This window comes from Sphingomonas sp. Root710 (genome assembly GCF_001429065.1).
GTDB lineage: Bacteria > Pseudomonadota > Alphaproteobacteria > Sphingomonadales > Sphingomonadaceae > Rhizorhabdus.
This window is the reverse complement of record NZ_LMIB01000005.1, coordinates 24,164-38,830: the sequence shown is the minus strand read 5'-3', so window position 1 is coordinate 38,830 and position 14,667 is coordinate 24,164. Positions and strand designations below refer to the sequence as shown.

Genomic DNA, 14,667 nt, shown 5'->3' with positions numbered 1-14,667 from the left:
CTCCCATCGATTTTGCTTCCCCCTCCCCATCCCGCGCTTCGCCAGCGGGTCAGAGCCGCAGGCCGCAGGCAGCGGCTTCGCCTAAAGGAGTGAGGAAAATGGCCAAGGAAACGAACCGGATCGACATTTATCAGGCCGTCACCGACGACATTCTTGCGATGTTGGAAGCGGGGACAAAGCCTTGGGTGAAGCCGTGGAGCGGTGGGCCGACCATTCCGCTCCGGCACAATGGGGTTGCCTATCGTGGGATCAATGTCCTCAGCCTTTGGGCCAGTGCCATGCGTCAGGGCTTCGCCTCGCCCTATTGGCTGACCTTCAAACAGGCATTGGAGCTTGGCGGCAATGTCAGGAAGGGCAGCAAGGGGACCACCGTTGTCTATGCCAACAAGCTTGTCGTTAAAGACTCCGAAACGGACGACGAGCGCGCCATTCCGTTCCTGAAACGATACACGGTTTTCAATGCCGATCAGGTCGAGGGACTGGACGGCAAATATCCCGCGCCCGCCCCGATCATCACCAATCCCGAAACCCGCGATGTTGAACTTGAAGTGATGTTCTCTCGCATCGACGCAACCGTTCGCATTGGCGGATCGCAAGCCTATTATCACACCCGCGACGACTATATCCAAATGCCCGCTTTTGAAGCGTTCCATTCCGCCGACGACTACTATGCCACGCTTGCGCACGAGGCCGTGCATCATGCAGGGCATGAAAGCCGCCTCAACCGGAAAACCTTGATTTCAACGAGCCGCGCCGACTACGCGAGGGACGAACTCGTGGCCGAGCTGGGCGCATCCTTCATCGGTGCGATTGTCGGTTTCAAGGTCGAGGAACGCGAAGATCATGCCGCGTATATCGAGCACTGGTTGACCGCGCTCCGCAATGACAAGCGCGCCATTTTTGAGGCCGCCCGTGAGGCACAGAACGCCGCCGACTACCTGTTGGCGATGATGACCGACCAAGCGGATTGAATGCCCCGCCCTGCAAAATGCACGAGACGCCGCGCAAGCGCGGCGTCCCGCTTTGGGAAGGTGAAATTCGGGGGCTACTCAATGTGGTTTATATACAAATCCCGACATGTTAACTATGGGCGGGAGCAGGTCGTTTTTAGGTGCAAAATGGAAAATATCATCGACACCTACAGGAATCGCATCAACGCGATGGGGTATGAGCCTCGTCGGCAGGAAGACATTCCTGCCGTTATGGCAGCTTATTGCGAGGCAATCGCAAATTGCAAGATTGAAGGACTTGAATTGGTTTCGGATGACCACTCTTTTTGTTTGCTGTTGGTCGAAACCCAAATTCCCGTCGATGTGGCGATTGGTCTGGCGCAGGACTACAACCGTGATGTTCTGTCCCGCCAGAAACTCGCTGCATGACAGGTGAGCGACCCTTACACCTGGCGTAACAGCGACGTTCTTCGGAACAAGCTGGGAATCCGCGACGATAATATCCTCAAGGAGCGAGAAGCTTTCTTCTCGGTTGTCCGACATGGCGAGCTTGTCGTGCAGCGCGCCGCGCCGGCGACGAACGCGCGCGAGTATCGCGAGCTGCACAATCATCTGTTTCAGGACGTATATGATTGGGCGGGGCGCTTTCGAACTGTGGACATAAGCAAACCCGGCAGCACTTTTGCCCGAGCGCACTTCATTGCCCGCAGCATGGAGCACGAATTTAAGCAGCTGCCCGACCTCCAAACCCTCAAGTCGATGGATCGTGATCGCTTTGCCGATACCATGGGGCGGCATATTTCCGAATTAAATGCCGTTCATCCGTTCCGTGAGGGCAATGGCCGCACCATGCGGCTGCACTTGCAGCTACATTCCCTTGCGGCCGAAAAATTCGTCTCAATCCAGGCAATGGGGCCGAAGGACTGGATGGAGGCGAGCCGCGACAGCTTCCATACCGGAAATCACGCCTCCCTCGCCAAAGTCATCCGTGATGCAATGCCGCTCGAACAGAACCGCGTCGAGCCAGCGCGTGGGGCAGCGGGCATCGCGTTTCCGCCCTCGATGGAATCCCTCATGCCAGTTGGCGAACGACGCGCAATGAGTATCGAGCAGGCCAAGGATCAAATCAGCCGTTACCTGCCTACTGCGCAAACCGTTGCGTCGCGGCAGCATGAGCAGCTTAACCGGATCGCGGAAACGTCCGCTGACATGCGCCAGCTGGCCGCGCGTTCAGCGCAGGAGCTTGCCTTTTTCCGTGACCCCAAAGGGCCGATGCACCACCTTCAGCTGATTGAGCAGCGCCGCTATCATCAGATCGAAGTCAATTGGTCCGAGGGCATGGACCCGCTGCAAAGAGTCCGCGCCATCAGCGCGGGCGCCGCAGATTTCCTTTCGAAGATGACCGACCGCGACATTCAGGCCGCCGATCGCGCGCTACGTCTGCAAGTCATGCCTCCCGGCGTCAGTCAGGTTGATCTACGCCTTGCTGCGCAATTCGAGAAAAACTCGCCCGAGCAGAACCGGGCCGATGCCAGGTTCGCGCAATTCCAGCTCGCCATTGATAAGCGCGTCGCCACAGCCACCGAGCGCGGCGCATCGAAGGAACAGCTGGCGCAGATCGTCGAAAGCGCAAAGGCCCATGTCGCCGCAACATTGCGCGAAGGCAAATCACCGACGCCGACCGCCGAGAAATCAAAGGACCGCGAGCGCTGAAAATGAGCGGCCAGGGCCGCGCGCTTAATAGTCTGTCAGCTGCCACATAGGATCGAGCGGCCCAGGGCCGCGCCTTGCCGGTGGTGGCAGCTGCCACCGGGGGGAACGCCAAGGGCACCCGCCCTTCATCGATTTTGCTTCCCCCTCCCCATCCCGCGCTTCGCCAGCGGGTCAGAGCCGCAGGCCGCAGGCAGCGGCTTCGCCTAAAGGAGTGAGGAAAATGGAAGCGACAACTGACCAGATCGCCACCGTTGCGGCGCTGAACGACATTGCGCGGCGAACGATGGGCGTGACTTGTCGCACCGTGATTACGCAAGGCATCGCGGCGCTGGACGAGAATACGCAGACCGACATTCTCAAGATGATCGAGGGCTTTGAGGATTTCACACCCGACAACGACCCGCACGGCGAGCATGACGCCGGTTTCCTTTATCGCGACGTGATCGGCCAATGGCATACCCGCTGGACCGACGACAGCGCGCGCCCTGCCCTCTCGGTCATGTGGAAGTTCGACTATTACGACCGCGATCTTGAATTTGGCAGCGCCGAACCGTGGAACCCCGATGCCACAACCCGCGTGCTCACCATTCTCCTGACCAGCGAATATTGAGGGAGGCCACCATGACCAAATCGGCCCCGGTTATCGAGCTTAGCTGGCGTGATGAGAATTACGGTTCCGTCTGCGCCGTCGCCGCCTTCCGCAACTATGCGGGCACATTGGATTGGAGCGACCGCACCCACCAGCGGTTTCGCGGATGCCTGAAACGCGCAGGCTTCGCCTTCCACGATGGCCGGTGCAGCTACATCGCCATCAGCGGCACCCGCGAGGATCGGCAGCGCGCCCTTTGTGACGAGCTGGCCCGCGCAGGCTTTCAGATCGACAGCGGCGACGTGAGGGCAGAAGCATGAACCGCGAACGCCGTAAGCAGATCGTCGCCGCCCGCGCGCTGATCGACAAGGGCAAGGCCCTGTTGGACGAGGCGCGCGACATGCTCGAAACCATCAAGGATGACGAGCAGGCCGCCCGCGAGAATCTGCCCCCCAGCCTTGAGGACAGCGAACGCGCGCAGGCGATGGAAGCCGCAATTTCCGAACTGGAAAGCGCGATTTCATCCCTTGAAGACTTCGACGCCGACGAGATCGGCACGCAACTCGACACCGCCAGCGAATAGGAAGGATTGACCATGCAACCCATGCGCCACCTAGATCGAGACACGCGCCGCGCCCGCCTTCTGGCGGCGCGCACGCGCCCCGTCGGCGGCATCAACCGGCGCGGCATCTTCACCGGCCATTGGGACGGTGGCGATGTTGTGCGCCAGTTTCGCGGCGACAACGGATCATGGATTGGCCTTGCCGCCTACAAGGCGAAGGATGAGCCGGAGCCGCAGCCATGAAGATCAGCAACACGGCGAGCGCCGTTCGCGTCACCCTTTCCCCCACAGAGATCAGCGATTTGCAATTTGTGATCGAGGCGGCCGAGCGCGCGGGGCATTACATGCCCGCGCGCGTCCCGAACATCATGGCGGCGCTGACGCGCGGCGCCGACGATGTTCGGATGAAACAGGCCATGAAGCGGGCGGAAAAAGATCGCGTGACGCGGATCGAGCAGGACCGGCGCGGGCGCGAACGCCAATTCATGCTAGGCGACCGATACAGCGTCATGGCGAGCCGCGCGGACTACGCCGATGCGTCTTCTGATCCGGACGCGCGCCAATGGGTTGACCTGGTGTTTCATGAAATCATGCAGAGGCCGCTTCCCGATCAATACGAACTCCGGCGCGACGTGTGGCGTGTCCACGTTGTCCAACTGGACGGCGGCACGCTCGGCGCTGTTGTAGGTGGCGATTGCACTCAAACCGCCGACCCCGCCGAAATTACTTCCGTAGCGGAGCAGCTGATCGCCCGCTTCGAGGGCAGAGCTTGACGCGCGTGGAGCGGTGGCAGCTGCCACCGCTCCAGAGAGATCTAGAATCTGGCGATGAGAGGCAGCAGCGCCGCCGCTTGGCTTCCCAGGACCGGCACCCAATAATTCGCGGCGCGGTAATCAGGGCCGTGATCGACCGCCATCACCCCAAAGACATATCCGATCATCGGCAGCGTCCACAGCAGACGCCCGCCCAGGTCCACGCCCATCAGCACCAGTGCGACGCCAAGCACGGCCCAAAGCGGAATCAGTCGTTCCATGATTTCGCGATGACGGACTATTCGCCATGCGCTTTCCCGGTCATCGGCGCTAACCTGCGATACGAGGCCCATAGCTTCCCCTTTTCATCAACGGTCGCTGGCGATGATCCCACGGCTTTATGAAAATATGAAGAGCGTTTCGCGCGCGTTCCCGCCAATCCGTTGTATAGCCTTCATCGAGCGAGGGCGAGGGACTGTGACAGCGGCCCTTCGCAAATCCTCTCGCTCAAAGGAGGTGATGTGATTTGACAGCATATGAAGCAGCTCAATTGACGATCGCAGCCATCGCGCTCGTGATCGCAATTGTGAAGCTGGGGAAGTCCGATAAGGGCTGATCCAGCGGGGCGGGTGGTCTGACAGGGCCGCCCGCCCTAAATGTTTGAACCCGCCGTGTGACAGCACGGCGGGTTCAGGTAGGTGCGTGAAATGAATCAGCACACGAAGCATTGCCTATATAGCCCTTTTCCCTTGCCAATCCAATAACCGGCGCGCGCGCGGCGCGTTCCCCTCCTGTTCCGTTTGGCGCATAAGCGCCCAATGGCCGCGAACTACAACCGCCCCAAGCCCATTGATCCTATCTGGTATCGGCAAGGCTGCTATCTGCGAATCCAGTGCGCTTGCGGTCGCCGCGTCGTCGCCCCGCTGGGCGACTTCGCCCGCTCGCGCCGCATCTCTTTCGATACTTGCATTTACGAGCTGATCGCGCGGCTTCGGTGCAGCCAGTGCCGCCGCAAACCTTATGCGGACGTGTCGCGCAACCGCTCGGGCAACTAAAATGACGGAGGATCCGATTGTTTGGATGCTTCCGGCGCTATCCGTTGGGCATGTCGCCGGCGACATGCCGCAGCGCCCGCTAGGTCGCCGCTACGCTATGACCTAGCGGGCGCTTTTCCCTAGATTGAGGCGGCAATGCCGCCGCGTCCGCTGTCCGACTTTGGGGCCTGTTCCTGCCCCCTGCCGCAAGGGCTGGACCGTCTCGGCCGCTATGCGGCCTCGCTTGGCGATCAGGCGGGTTTCCCCGCCCTTCCTTCGCTACGCTCCGTGCAGGACGGGTGATCCCCCTCCCCCCTGATCGGCCCTGATTTGCGGCATTCCCCGGCCCTGCTCGCCGCTGGGCAGAAGTCGATGACCCGTCATCGCCTTCGGCTCCATTCTAGGCAGGGAAAACAGCACATGACCGACATTCCGCTGGCAACGATTCTTCGGATCAACGCCGCCCGCACCATCCCGCTCGCTCGCTATGAGGAAGAGGGCAATTTCGACCGCTTCGGCTACATCAAAGACCTTGCCGAAAATCATGGCGCTGACCTTCCCGCCGTCATCGAGGTTGCCGACCTACTAGGGCCGGATGAAGATTTTGACGGCCTTGTGACCACCATCGAGGACGCCGCCGAGGGCTTCGGCTTTGGTGCTCTTATTGTCGGGGGGGCGTGAGCATGGGCCAGGAGCTTATGACGCCCGCGCAGATTGCGGATATTTGCGACGGCCGAGACAAGGCCATAGCCCTTTGGCTGAGCCTCTATGACAACTACCATGCAACCCGCGACGAGGCGGCGCGCCTGACCCTTGGCGGCGCACTGTCGCTGTCATGTGGCCGCGACTGGACCGAGGACACGTTGACCCGCGCTTTTATCCAGTCGCAGCCTATCGACCAGCGCGACAAGGAGACGGGAGCGCGCAAGACCATCGACGCACGCTACAATTTCGAGCGCGTCTTGACGCACACGATGGACCGCCGGTGCTGGGCGGCCCTCATGGAGCAGCTGGGTTTTGACCAGCTGCTAGACCAGCAGGCCCGGAAGGAGTTTCATGACGGCTTGCGCGATGATCCCGTGCCGTTCACGCCCGACAACTGCGCCGCGACTTTCGGGAATATCTGGACCAACCGGCGCGACCTTTATTTGCGCGGCATCGCCAACGTCTTCGCCAAGCTGGATCGCCGCTTTCGCTCGCACAACGGTTTCAAGATCGGCGCGCGTCTCATCATCGACCGCGCCTTGAACGAATGGGGATCATGGGACCGCTACGAGCGCCGCGACACGTTGCGGGACGTGGAGCGCGTCTTTCTGGAACTGGACGAAAAGCCCCCTGTTTCAGAGGGCCAGAGCATCGCTTCACAGGTTGCCGATGCCGCGCGCGTGCGCGGATCGCTGCCAACCGTGATCGAGGGCGACTATTTCCGCGTTCGCGTCTTCAAGAATGGCAATCTGCACATATGGTTTGAGCGCGACGACCTTTTGCAGAACGTGAATCTGTTGCTCGCGGAATACTACGGCGAGGCTATCGGTGACGGCTATGAGACGACCGAGGCCGAAGCGGCCCCGGCCTATCATATCACGCCCGCCAAGAACTTCGGCGCGTTCATGACTTCCCCGGAGATCGCCGCCCAGGTCATCGAACATGCGAGGATTAGCACAGGCCAGCGCGTTCTAGAGCCTAGCGCGGGGAAGGCCGCGCTTGCTTCGGCCGCGCGCAACGCCGGTGCCGATGTAACTTGCGTGGAGCTGCAACCCGGCTTCGCCCATGAACTACGCATAATCCATGGCTTTGCCGATGCGATCGAGGGCGATTTTCTTGCGCTGGACCCGGCCCATTATGCACCGTTCGACGCGGTGATAATGAACCCGCCTTTTGATCGAGGCCGCGACTGTGACCATGTGCGTCATGCCCTCGCCTTTCTCAAGCCGGGAGGCGTGCTGGTGGCGATCATGAGCGCGCGGGCAGAGTATGGCGAGGATCAGCGCCACAAGGCGCTACACCGCATGATCGCTGCTTGCGAGGCGATCTATTTCCACGGCCGCAAATGGATCGACCTTCCCCCCGGTTCTTTCGCCCACGCCGGAACCAACGTGAACACCGTTTTGCTTGCGATCCGCAAGCCTGGCTGATCGGTGCAGGCGGTGGCAGCTGCCACCGCCTGTCCTGGCGCAGATTGAGGCGGTAAGCCGCCGCGCTGATTTGTCGCGTTTGGGGCCTGTTCCTGCCCCCTGCCGCAAGGGCTAGACCGTCTCCGCCGCTGCGCGGCTCCGCTTGGCGATCAGGCGGGTTTCCCCGCCCTTCCTTCGCTCCGCTCCGTGCAGGACGGGTGATCCCCCTCCCGCCTGACCGGCCCCGTTTGCGGCATTCCCCGGCCCAGCGTCGCCCGCTTTCGGCAGAAGTCGATGACCCGTCATCGCCTTCGGCTCAATTAGGAAGGGAAAGCCCGTGAAAATCCGTATCTACCGCCAGACCGAGCAAGACTTTGACCGGATCGAGATCGAGGGCGCGACCTTTGAAACCATCGTCAACCGGGCAGCGGTCGAGGGGCTTCAATGCAGCGGTTACAACAGCAATCCGAGCCAGCGGCTTGAGTTGCAGGGCGCACCGAAATTCAAGGGCGTTTGCGGTCCTATGTGGGATGGCGATGCGATCCGCTACGAGTGCAGCGCCACCTATGCGGAGTTGAGCGCATGAGCGCCGCCGCCGCGATCCGCACCGCGCAGGCCGACGAGCTGGGCGACCAGATCATTGCCGCAGGCTTCGCGCCGAACGGCTTTCTGCTGGACATTAACGGGGCGCTTGATGTGCCCCGCGACTTTCCCCTTTCCGCGCCGTGGAATCTGCCGTCGCGCCTGTTCCAATTCCCCATTGAGGTTATCCGCGCAGAGCAGGACGAGCCGCGCAAGATCGGCCTTCGCCATCCTTTGCTTGCCGCCCATCCTTTTGTGCAGCACGTCGAGCGCGCGCTAGGGATCGAGATCGCTCGCGATGGCGTGACGAACCGCCACGGCTACAGCAATCGCGCTCATTCGCTCTGGCATCATGCGGTGGACCTTATCAGCGCCGGGAAATGGCGTGACTTGCTGGAAACGCAGGAGTTCACCGAGCCGCGCAACATCTTCAATGCCGTTGTCTATGGCCTGACCTACTCGCACCATGAGGACAAGAAGGCGAGCGGCCACATCAGCACCGGGGAGGCCCGCCAGATCATGCGGGAAATGGGAGCGACCGAGCCGACCGATCGCGCCGCCATGCTGCGCAGCTTTTCCGCCCCGTCCCCGTGCCAGCAGGATCGCGGGGCCGAGCATTGGCCGATCAATCTTCACGGCCCATGCGCCGAGGATAAGGCATGGTCCTTCATCGTCGGGATTGAGGACGGTTGGTTCTCCTATGACCGTTCGGGTTTCCTGCAATGGTCCCCCAAGGGCCGCGACCGCTATGCCGCAGGCGATAGTGACAGCTACACCGAGGCGAGCGGCCAGACCGCTTTCGCCTTTTGACGGGATCGAGCATGGCACGTCATTGCATCCGAGAACCCCGCTACATTCCCCCGGTGCAACGCATCGGGGAACAACCCGACCTGTTCGGCGGCCCGACCCTTTCCCACGTTGCCGAGCGTAAGGGGCCGCCGAAAGGATGGCAGCGCCAGTTGCAGAAATGGGGCCGCTGCACCGTCATTGCTGATCTTGAGGCCGCACCTTTGCCCGCAATTGAACCGGCCCCGCCCCCGCCTCCGATTTTCCTTGTCGCTTGCGTAGCGGCGAAACTGGACCGTCCCGCCCCGGCGCGCGATCTTTACATATCGCCATGGTTTCAGAAGGCACGCGCCTATGTCGAAAGGCAGGGAGGGCCATGGTTCATCCTGTCCGCAAAGCATGGCCTGATCGCGCCGGAAACCGTGATCGCGCCTTATGACGAGACGCTATGCGCGATGAAGGCAAGCGCGCGCCGCCTTTGGGGCGCGCGCGTGATCGAGGCGATGGCCGACCAGATCGACGCCGCTGCGCCGCTGATCGTTCTCGCAGGCCGACACTATCGCGACCCTTTGTGGCCGCAAATCGAGCGGCGCGCGTCCGCGCCGATGGAAGGGCTTGGGATCGGCCAGCAACTCGCTTGGCTCGCTCAAGAATGGTGACGGAGTGCAGCTTGCCGTCAGGCGGTTTGACACCTTAAATTAGCCTGTGATTATGGACGCCCCCTCAGAACCCTTGTGGACGCAAGATCAGGCCATTGCCTATGAGGCAGCGCTTGAGGCGATCAATGACGTGATCGCCGGTTACAGCGAACAAATTGCACTGGAACAGGACCGTCAGAAGCCAGATGCAGCGCGTATCTCGTGGCTTGAAATGCGGACGGATCATGCGTCCGCAACCAGTCATGCCCTTACCGTCACCGATGATGAGAATGTCCGGCAAGCACTGCTGGAATACAGCGCCATGGTGCGGGCGAGGGAAGCCCCAAGGTAGCGGTCTGCCCTTCGGGCAGGCGTTGATTTGTTAAATCCCCCCGTCAGTGTCCTCCTAGCATGAGGGACGCACCAGGCCGCATCAAGGATCGGCGGTCCCCCCAATTTGCTGCGCAAATCGGCTCCCCCACCGCCCGCTAGCGCGGCCGCTTCGCGGTCCCTGACCCGACCCGGCGCGACCCTCCCCTTGGCCTTGCCAATTCCGGCAACAAGGAGGTTGTTATGTCTCATCGTCTGTTCGCTCAGCTGGCTTTCGAGCGCGCGCTTGGAAATGCAGCGATCGACGCCTTGAGGAATGCGGTCAACGACAAGGACCATTTCGATGCGGAGAGCATGTGGCCGAAAGATCCGATGTTCATCGGCAAGACGAGCGCCGACATCGAGGCTGTTTCGGCCGAGCTGGCGCAGATCATTGCGGATCGCATCAAGGATGTGCTGGACGGTCCCGGCATCCGCAACATCGAGCGCGGCGAGTGCTTTGATCCGCAGCTTGTCGCCTTAGTCCTAGAGGCCAAAGCAAAGCGCGGCCAATCCGGCTGACGCCGGGGGGGCGGGCCTGGCCCGCCCCTTTTCGCCCGTTGACCGAAACCGATGATCTCGGTGCCCCATCCAGTGCGGGCCTAGAGCTTATCGTTTAACGCTGGCTGCATTTTAGGTCGATCGCGCCCATTGTGAGCTGCGAAGGCGAACCGCCTTCGCGCGCCACTTCCTCATCAATGCAACGTTGCCTTGGGCTGCGCGTGTCCTTGGGCTGTTCTTCCACAACGTAAACGGTGCGGCCATCGGGCGTGACTACGGTTCGCACCGGGGGTCTGTTCGTGCGACTAGCCCCCGGCTGCGCCGGCACCACATACACGGTGCGGCCATCTGGCGTAGTGACGACGCGCGGGTGTTCTCTGGCAGACTGCGCGGCAACCGGCGCTGCGATCGAGAGCAACGCGCATATCTTCAATGAATTTGCCGCTACGCCCATACGCCTTCCTCACCAACCATCAGGATATGAGCCTGCGCGCCACCGACCGCAAGCAAGCGATCACAATAAGTTGATTGGCGTCGGCCCGCCCCTTCGCGTTACTTTTCAGGGGCGGGGAATGATCCCGCTAACGGGAGCCGGATAACCGCGAGGACCGGTCCCACAACCTGAAAAGGAGAGAGCCATGAAAATGGCTGTTCGCGCCATGCTTGGCGCATTGGCGACGCTTGCCCTGGCAAGCCCATCGTTCGCAGCGACCGTTGCACCAACGAGCTACCCGTTCACCCTCAAGGGAGGTGGGAACGTGGTTCAGGGCAGTAATATTTGGGCTTGCGGTTGGACTTGGCAGGCGCAAACCACCTCATCCACGGGCGGAACAATTTCCGGCGGTGTCGGAGATACCAATCCGAATTGCGGCCAGCTTTCGGTGCCCGCCACCACCTGGTCAGCTACGTCAGCTACGACCGGGGTTCTGCATGGATTCAGGATCATTGGCGGCAACCTCAATGGTTGCAGCACGTCGCAGAACGTGCCCTTCACCATTATGAAGAGCGGAAACAACGCAACGTCGTTCTTTTTCAATTCGGTGAATTTCGGGTCTAGCTGCAACTACAATGCTAACCTCAACACCGGGGCCGCGCTGACCGTAACTCCGTAGCCGCGTGCACGGGCCGGGGCATCGAACCCCGGCCCGTGCAATCTCTTCTCTCTGTGTGTCGTGGCATTTTGGCATGGGTGCGCGCCAGCTTTCAAGGATCGGCGGTTCCCCCAATTTGCTACGCAAATCGGCTCCCCCACCGCCCGCTAACGCGGCCGCTTCGCGGTCCCTGACAGCCGGCGCCGGTGCCCATGCCGGGTGTCTCCCGTCACCAACGAGAAGGAGAACCGGATGCACATCAAATTGTTTAGAGCACTGAAAGCGGCTAATCTGTCCGACGACGCCGCAGCGGAAGTTGTAGAGGCTATTGAGGAGTATATCGCCGTGAAGGTTCAGGAGGCGAACAAGGGAATCGAAAGCAAGCTGACGGCGCAAACCTGGGTCATCGGCAGTGTCGGTTTCGTCCTCGCAGTCATCGGCCTCGCGCCCGCATTCATCAAACTGTTCCAGTAAGACAAAGGGAGGCTTCGGCCTCCCTTTTTTTGCCGAACCGCCCGATTGTCAGGAGACGCAAATTGACCGACTTCGCACAAGCACGGCTCGATATGTTCGAGAGCGGTTTATTCGGCCAGGGCAATGCTTTCTGGCGCTGGATCGCCACGGACGAGGCACGGCCCTATCTGGCCGCGTTTGCCGCCGATCGCGCGCCTCCCCGTGAGGGCGAGTTTTTCGCGGTCGATCTTGCCGCAGAGGATCTACTTGATCCCGATCATCTGGCCGAGCTGGCCCAGCACATCGAGGCGGCGCACGGCTAGCGCCATGCGCGGGGTTTATCCGCGAGCGGCTTTGCGCTGTTGCTCTGCCACGTCGCGGATCATAGCTGCCCAGCATCCCAAGATCATGCCCTCTTCGTTATCGACTTCGCTTGTCGCTACCGCATAGATACCCAACAAGTTTGCGACCTCGCCCGTCTCGACAATGCCTTGGCGCGCAAGCAGCGTGGCAAAAATCGAGAGTGCTCCCCCCATTGCCCGCACCAACGGCGCATCTTGTGGCAGGCGGTCAAATTCGCGGGGCGGGTTACTGGACATAGATCGTTCCAATCAAATAAAGCGACTGCCTTTCAGGACTTATCGTCGGAAGTGCTATCCGCTGCCAATAATTCGACAACCGATAATCTGAAAACATCGGCAAGGCTCTCCAAGGTCGCAAGCGTTGGATTGCCTTGTCCGCGAACCATGTATGAAATATGCGACGCCGCAACGCCCGAGCGTTCGGACAACTCCCCTTGAGTTATGCCTAGTTTCTTTAGTTCGCGAGCGATGTTGGCCCCGAGCTGGGTCATCAACGGCGATGTTCGTTTCAGGTGTAGGGTTGGCATCGCGCTCGTTTCCTTTTCGCTAGGCGCAGAATGTCGGTTCCAACGGCATGGCGCAATAGGGTTGCTCAAACGGCTTTCTGCGCCATGGCTTTCGCGCCTAGCGCAGATGGTATAGATTGTGCGCCATATTTGGACGAGCGAGGTTCAAACCCTGCATGGACGGTCAGGACGACGCGATGAAATCGGCCATGGAGCTGTTCGCAGCTCGGCTTGCAAAGCGCGATGTGGAGAGGCCGATTACCGACCATCGAACCATCGAGCGGTTGATCGCGATGCTGGAGCCGCATGAGCAACAGGTTGTCCGCTTGCGGATCGGGCTTGGCCCCTCTCCCGCGCTCACTCTAGCCGCGACTGCAAAGATCGTCGGTGTGTCGCCAAGCCGCATCGGCCAAATCGAGGACAAGGCATTCCGAAGGATCAGATGGGTCTGCAACAACATAGACATTCACGATCGTTCGGCGTTGGATGCTTTGATCGCGCGCCGGCATGATGAAGCGGCTGAGGCCGAGCGGATCAGGAAACGCGATGCCTTGCAAAAGGCGCTAGATCAGGAGCGGAAGCGCAAGGCCAAGCAAGACCGGGATGAGGTCAGGCGAGCGAAGGCGCGCGATTCCGCTTGGAACCGTAAACTACGCATGGCGCAGGCTGAGCTTGATCGGATGAAATCCGACGCTCAGTTTTTTGCCGAACAGATCGCTCAAATCGAGCAGCGCGCTAATTGGCTGAGGGCAATTTTGCCGCGCGACCGCCAATTAGCGGCGCTGCGCGAACAGGCCGATGAAATCCGCGATGCGATCGCGAGCGCAGAAGCCAGCATATCCAACATGCTGGCTTCTCCCCCGGATGGTCCCCAGCTAGGCAAGGAAGCTTCAACAAACGATGGCCACTGATATTGAGCCGTCCCCTGCCCTCGCGCCGCAGATCGCCCGCGTTTATTTGCGCGTCAGCACCGATGCACAGGACTTACGCCGACAGGATGCCATCGTGGCCGAGGCGAAGGCAGCGGGCTATTATGTCGCGGCAGTCTATCGGGAGAAGGCATCGGGTGCCCGTGCCGACCGCCCCGAGTTGCTGCGCATGATTGCCGATCTTCAACCCGGTGAAGTGGTGATTGCCGAGAAGATCGACCGGATTAGTCGTCTTCCCTTGGCCGAGGCCGAGCAACTGGTTGAGACAATTCGTGCGCGAGGCGCGCGACTTGCCATCCCCGGCGTCGTGGACCTGTCCGACCTCGCGGCCGACGCCGAGGGCATCGCCCGCATCGTGCTCGAATCCGTTCAGGCGATGCTCTTGAAGATCGCCCTGCAGATGGCCCACGACGATTACACCGATCGGCGCGAGCGACAGCGCCAAGGTATCGCCTTGGCAAAGGCCGCAGGCCGCAGTGGAGGGCGCAAAGGCGATCGGGCAACGCACGCCCGCATTGTGGCATTGCGCGAGGCGGGCAAGAGCATCGCCAAAACCGCAGAGCTGGCCGATTGCGACCGCAGCACCGTCAAGCGGGTATGGGCGGCCCACCGTGCCGCCCAGGTGCAAGAACCCAGCCCTCAACGAAATCACCATGAGCGGAATCGCTGATCGCCCTTTCTGTTCGGCTTCAAGCCGGTGGCAGCTGCCACCGGCAGTCCCCTGCCCGCGTCATCG

Annotated in this window: 25 protein-coding genes; 21 read left to right on the top strand and 4 right to left on the bottom strand. The window is 61.1% G+C overall.

The window, feature by feature from the left end; all coding sequences use genetic code 11:
• The first annotated feature begins 98 nt into the window (after nt 1-98).
• From ASE00_RS09510 to ASE00_RS09475, 8 genes are all read left to right on the top strand, one after another.
• The gene (locus ASE00_RS09510) at nt 99-971 is read left to right on the top strand and encodes an ArdC family protein (RefSeq protein ID WP_004213405.1); all 873 of its coding nucleotides are present in this window, start codon (nt 99-101) and stop codon (nt 969-971) included.
• Between the two features lie 147 nt (nt 972-1,118).
• Nucleotides 1,119-1,379: a hypothetical protein gene (locus tag ASE00_RS09505; RefSeq protein WP_056379729.1), complete on the top strand. Its 261-nt coding sequence runs from the start codon at nt 1,119-1,121 to the stop codon at nt 1,377-1,379.
• A 3-nt stretch (nt 1,380-1,382) separates the two neighbouring features.
• Nucleotides 1,383-2,663 carry a Fic/DOC family protein gene (locus tag ASE00_RS09500; RefSeq protein WP_056379707.1) on the top strand — a complete coding sequence of 427 codons (1,281 nt, stop codon included), beginning with the start codon at nt 1,383-1,385 and terminating at the stop codon, nt 2,661-2,663.
• Nucleotides 2,664-2,883: 220 nt separating this feature from the next.
• Complete coding sequence (locus ASE00_RS09495) at nt 2,884-3,273, top strand: DUF3768 domain-containing protein (RefSeq protein ID WP_056379706.1); 390 nt, start codon at nt 2,884-2,886, stop codon at nt 3,271-3,273.
• 11 nt (nt 3,274-3,284) lie between these two features.
• Nucleotides 3,285-3,572, top strand: a complete 288-nt coding sequence (locus ASE00_RS09490) for a hypothetical protein (protein ID WP_056379703.1) — start codon at nt 3,285-3,287, stop codon at nt 3,570-3,572.
• Nucleotides 3,569-3,835, top strand: a complete 267-nt coding sequence (locus tag ASE00_RS09485) for a hypothetical protein (RefSeq protein WP_056379701.1) — start codon at nt 3,569-3,571, stop codon at nt 3,833-3,835. The genes ASE00_RS09490 and ASE00_RS09485 overlap by 4 nt, the downstream gene beginning before the upstream one ends.
• A 12-nt stretch (nt 3,836-3,847) precedes the next feature.
• Nucleotides 3,848-4,057 (top strand): hypothetical protein, encoded by a 210-nt coding sequence (locus ASE00_RS09480; protein ID WP_056379700.1) that lies wholly within the window; start codon nt 3,848-3,850, stop codon nt 4,055-4,057.
• Entirely contained in the window at nt 4,054-4,587 is a 534-nt protein-coding gene (locus tag ASE00_RS09475) for a hypothetical protein (RefSeq protein ID WP_056379698.1), read from the top strand. The genes ASE00_RS09480 and ASE00_RS09475 overlap by 4 nt, the downstream gene beginning before the upstream one ends.
• A gap of 41 nt (nt 4,588-4,628) precedes the next feature.
• Here the strand turns inward: ASE00_RS09475 and ASE00_RS09470 are convergent, their stop codons facing one another.
• Nucleotides 4,629-4,919 carry a hypothetical protein gene (locus ASE00_RS09470; RefSeq protein WP_022684644.1) on the bottom strand — a complete coding sequence of 97 codons (291 nt, stop codon included), beginning with the start codon at nt 4,917-4,919 and terminating at the stop codon, nt 4,629-4,631.
• A 465-nt stretch (nt 4,920-5,384) separates the two neighbouring features.
• On the opposite strand from ASE00_RS09470, the gene ASE00_RS09465 reads away from it, so the two are divergent.
• From ASE00_RS09465 to ASE00_RS09430, 8 genes are all read left to right on the top strand, one after another.
• Nucleotides 5,385-5,621 carry a hypothetical protein gene (locus tag ASE00_RS09465; protein ID WP_056379696.1) on the top strand — a complete coding sequence of 79 codons (237 nt, stop codon included), beginning with the start codon at nt 5,385-5,387 and terminating at the stop codon, nt 5,619-5,621.
• 399 nt (nt 5,622-6,020) lie between these two features.
• Entirely contained in the window at nt 6,021-6,281 is a 261-nt protein-coding gene (locus ASE00_RS09460; RefSeq protein ID WP_056379694.1) for a hypothetical protein, read from the top strand.
• 17 nt (nt 6,282-6,298) lie between these two features.
• Complete coding sequence (locus tag ASE00_RS09455) at nt 6,299-7,735, top strand: DUF4942 domain-containing protein (RefSeq protein ID WP_056379727.1); 1,437 nt, start codon at nt 6,299-6,301, stop codon at nt 7,733-7,735.
• A 316-nt stretch (nt 7,736-8,051) separates the two neighbouring features.
• Nucleotides 8,052-8,300 carry a hypothetical protein gene (locus ASE00_RS09450; protein ID WP_021223029.1) on the top strand — a complete coding sequence of 83 codons (249 nt, stop codon included), beginning with the start codon at nt 8,052-8,054 and terminating at the stop codon, nt 8,298-8,300.
• Nucleotides 8,297-9,106, top strand: a complete 810-nt coding sequence (locus tag ASE00_RS09445; RefSeq protein WP_056379693.1) for a hypothetical protein — start codon at nt 8,297-8,299, stop codon at nt 9,104-9,106. The genes ASE00_RS09450 and ASE00_RS09445 overlap by 4 nt, the downstream gene beginning before the upstream one ends.
• Before the next feature lie 11 nt (nt 9,107-9,117).
• Complete coding sequence (locus ASE00_RS09440) at nt 9,118-9,741, top strand: DUF6884 domain-containing protein (protein ID WP_031293059.1); 624 nt, start codon at nt 9,118-9,120, stop codon at nt 9,739-9,741.
• Nucleotides 9,742-9,793: 52 nt separating this feature from the next.
• Nucleotides 9,794-10,072, top strand: a complete 279-nt coding sequence (locus tag ASE00_RS09435; protein WP_191225261.1) for a hypothetical protein — start codon at nt 9,794-9,796, stop codon at nt 10,070-10,072.
• 221 nt (nt 10,073-10,293) lie between these two features.
• Complete coding sequence (locus tag ASE00_RS09430; protein ID WP_021223033.1) at nt 10,294-10,611, top strand: hypothetical protein; 318 nt, start codon at nt 10,294-10,296, stop codon at nt 10,609-10,611.
• Between the two features lie 94 nt (nt 10,612-10,705).
• Here ASE00_RS09430 and ASE00_RS24040 read toward each other — a convergent pair whose 3' ends face one another.
• A complete protein-coding gene (locus ASE00_RS24040; protein WP_072598984.1) occupies nt 10,706-11,044 on the bottom strand; it encodes a hypothetical protein in 339 nt (112 codons plus the stop codon).
• A 184-nt stretch (nt 11,045-11,228) separates the two neighbouring features.
• Here ASE00_RS24040 and ASE00_RS23420 point away from each other — a divergent pair, with 184 nt between their 5' ends.
• The 3 genes from ASE00_RS23420 to ASE00_RS09420 all read left to right on the top strand — a co-directional run bounded on the left by ASE00_RS23420 (nt 11,229) and on the right by ASE00_RS09420 (nt 12,457).
• Nucleotides 11,229-11,702, top strand: a complete 474-nt coding sequence (locus ASE00_RS23420; protein WP_072598985.1) for a hypothetical protein — start codon at nt 11,229-11,231, stop codon at nt 11,700-11,702.
• A gap of 231 nt (nt 11,703-11,933) precedes the next feature.
• Complete coding sequence (locus ASE00_RS09425; protein ID WP_004213291.1) at nt 11,934-12,155, top strand: hypothetical protein; 222 nt, start codon at nt 11,934-11,936, stop codon at nt 12,153-12,155.
• 62 nt (nt 12,156-12,217) lie between these two features.
• Nucleotides 12,218-12,457, top strand: a complete 240-nt coding sequence (locus ASE00_RS09420) for a hypothetical protein (RefSeq protein WP_056379691.1) — start codon at nt 12,218-12,220, stop codon at nt 12,455-12,457.
• A 15-nt stretch (nt 12,458-12,472) separates the two neighbouring features.
• On the opposite strand, the gene ASE00_RS09415 is transcribed toward ASE00_RS09420, so the two are convergent.
• Nucleotides 12,473-12,733, bottom strand: a complete 261-nt coding sequence (locus ASE00_RS09415) for a hypothetical protein (RefSeq protein WP_226998750.1) — start codon at nt 12,731-12,733, stop codon at nt 12,473-12,475.
• A gap of 32 nt (nt 12,734-12,765) precedes the next feature.
• On the bottom strand, nt 12,766-13,023 hold the full coding sequence (locus ASE00_RS09410; RefSeq protein WP_056379689.1) for a helix-turn-helix domain-containing protein: 258 nt from the start codon (nt 13,021-13,023) through the stop codon (nt 12,766-12,768).
• Nucleotides 13,024-13,178: 155 nt separating this feature from the next.
• Between ASE00_RS09410 and ASE00_RS09405 the strand changes: the two genes are divergently transcribed.
• Both ASE00_RS09405 and ASE00_RS09400 read left to right on the top strand, forming a co-directional pair.
• Nucleotides 13,179-13,913 (top strand): sigma factor-like helix-turn-helix DNA-binding protein, encoded by a 735-nt coding sequence (locus ASE00_RS09405; RefSeq protein ID WP_056379686.1) that lies wholly within the window; start codon nt 13,179-13,181, stop codon nt 13,911-13,913.
• Nucleotides 13,903-14,601 carry a recombinase family protein gene (locus tag ASE00_RS09400; RefSeq protein WP_021223037.1) on the top strand — a complete coding sequence of 233 codons (699 nt, stop codon included), beginning with the start codon at nt 13,903-13,905 and terminating at the stop codon, nt 14,599-14,601. Before ASE00_RS09405 ends, ASE00_RS09400 begins: the two co-directional genes overlap by 11 nt.
• The last annotated feature ends 66 nt before the right edge of the window (nt 14,602-14,667 follow it).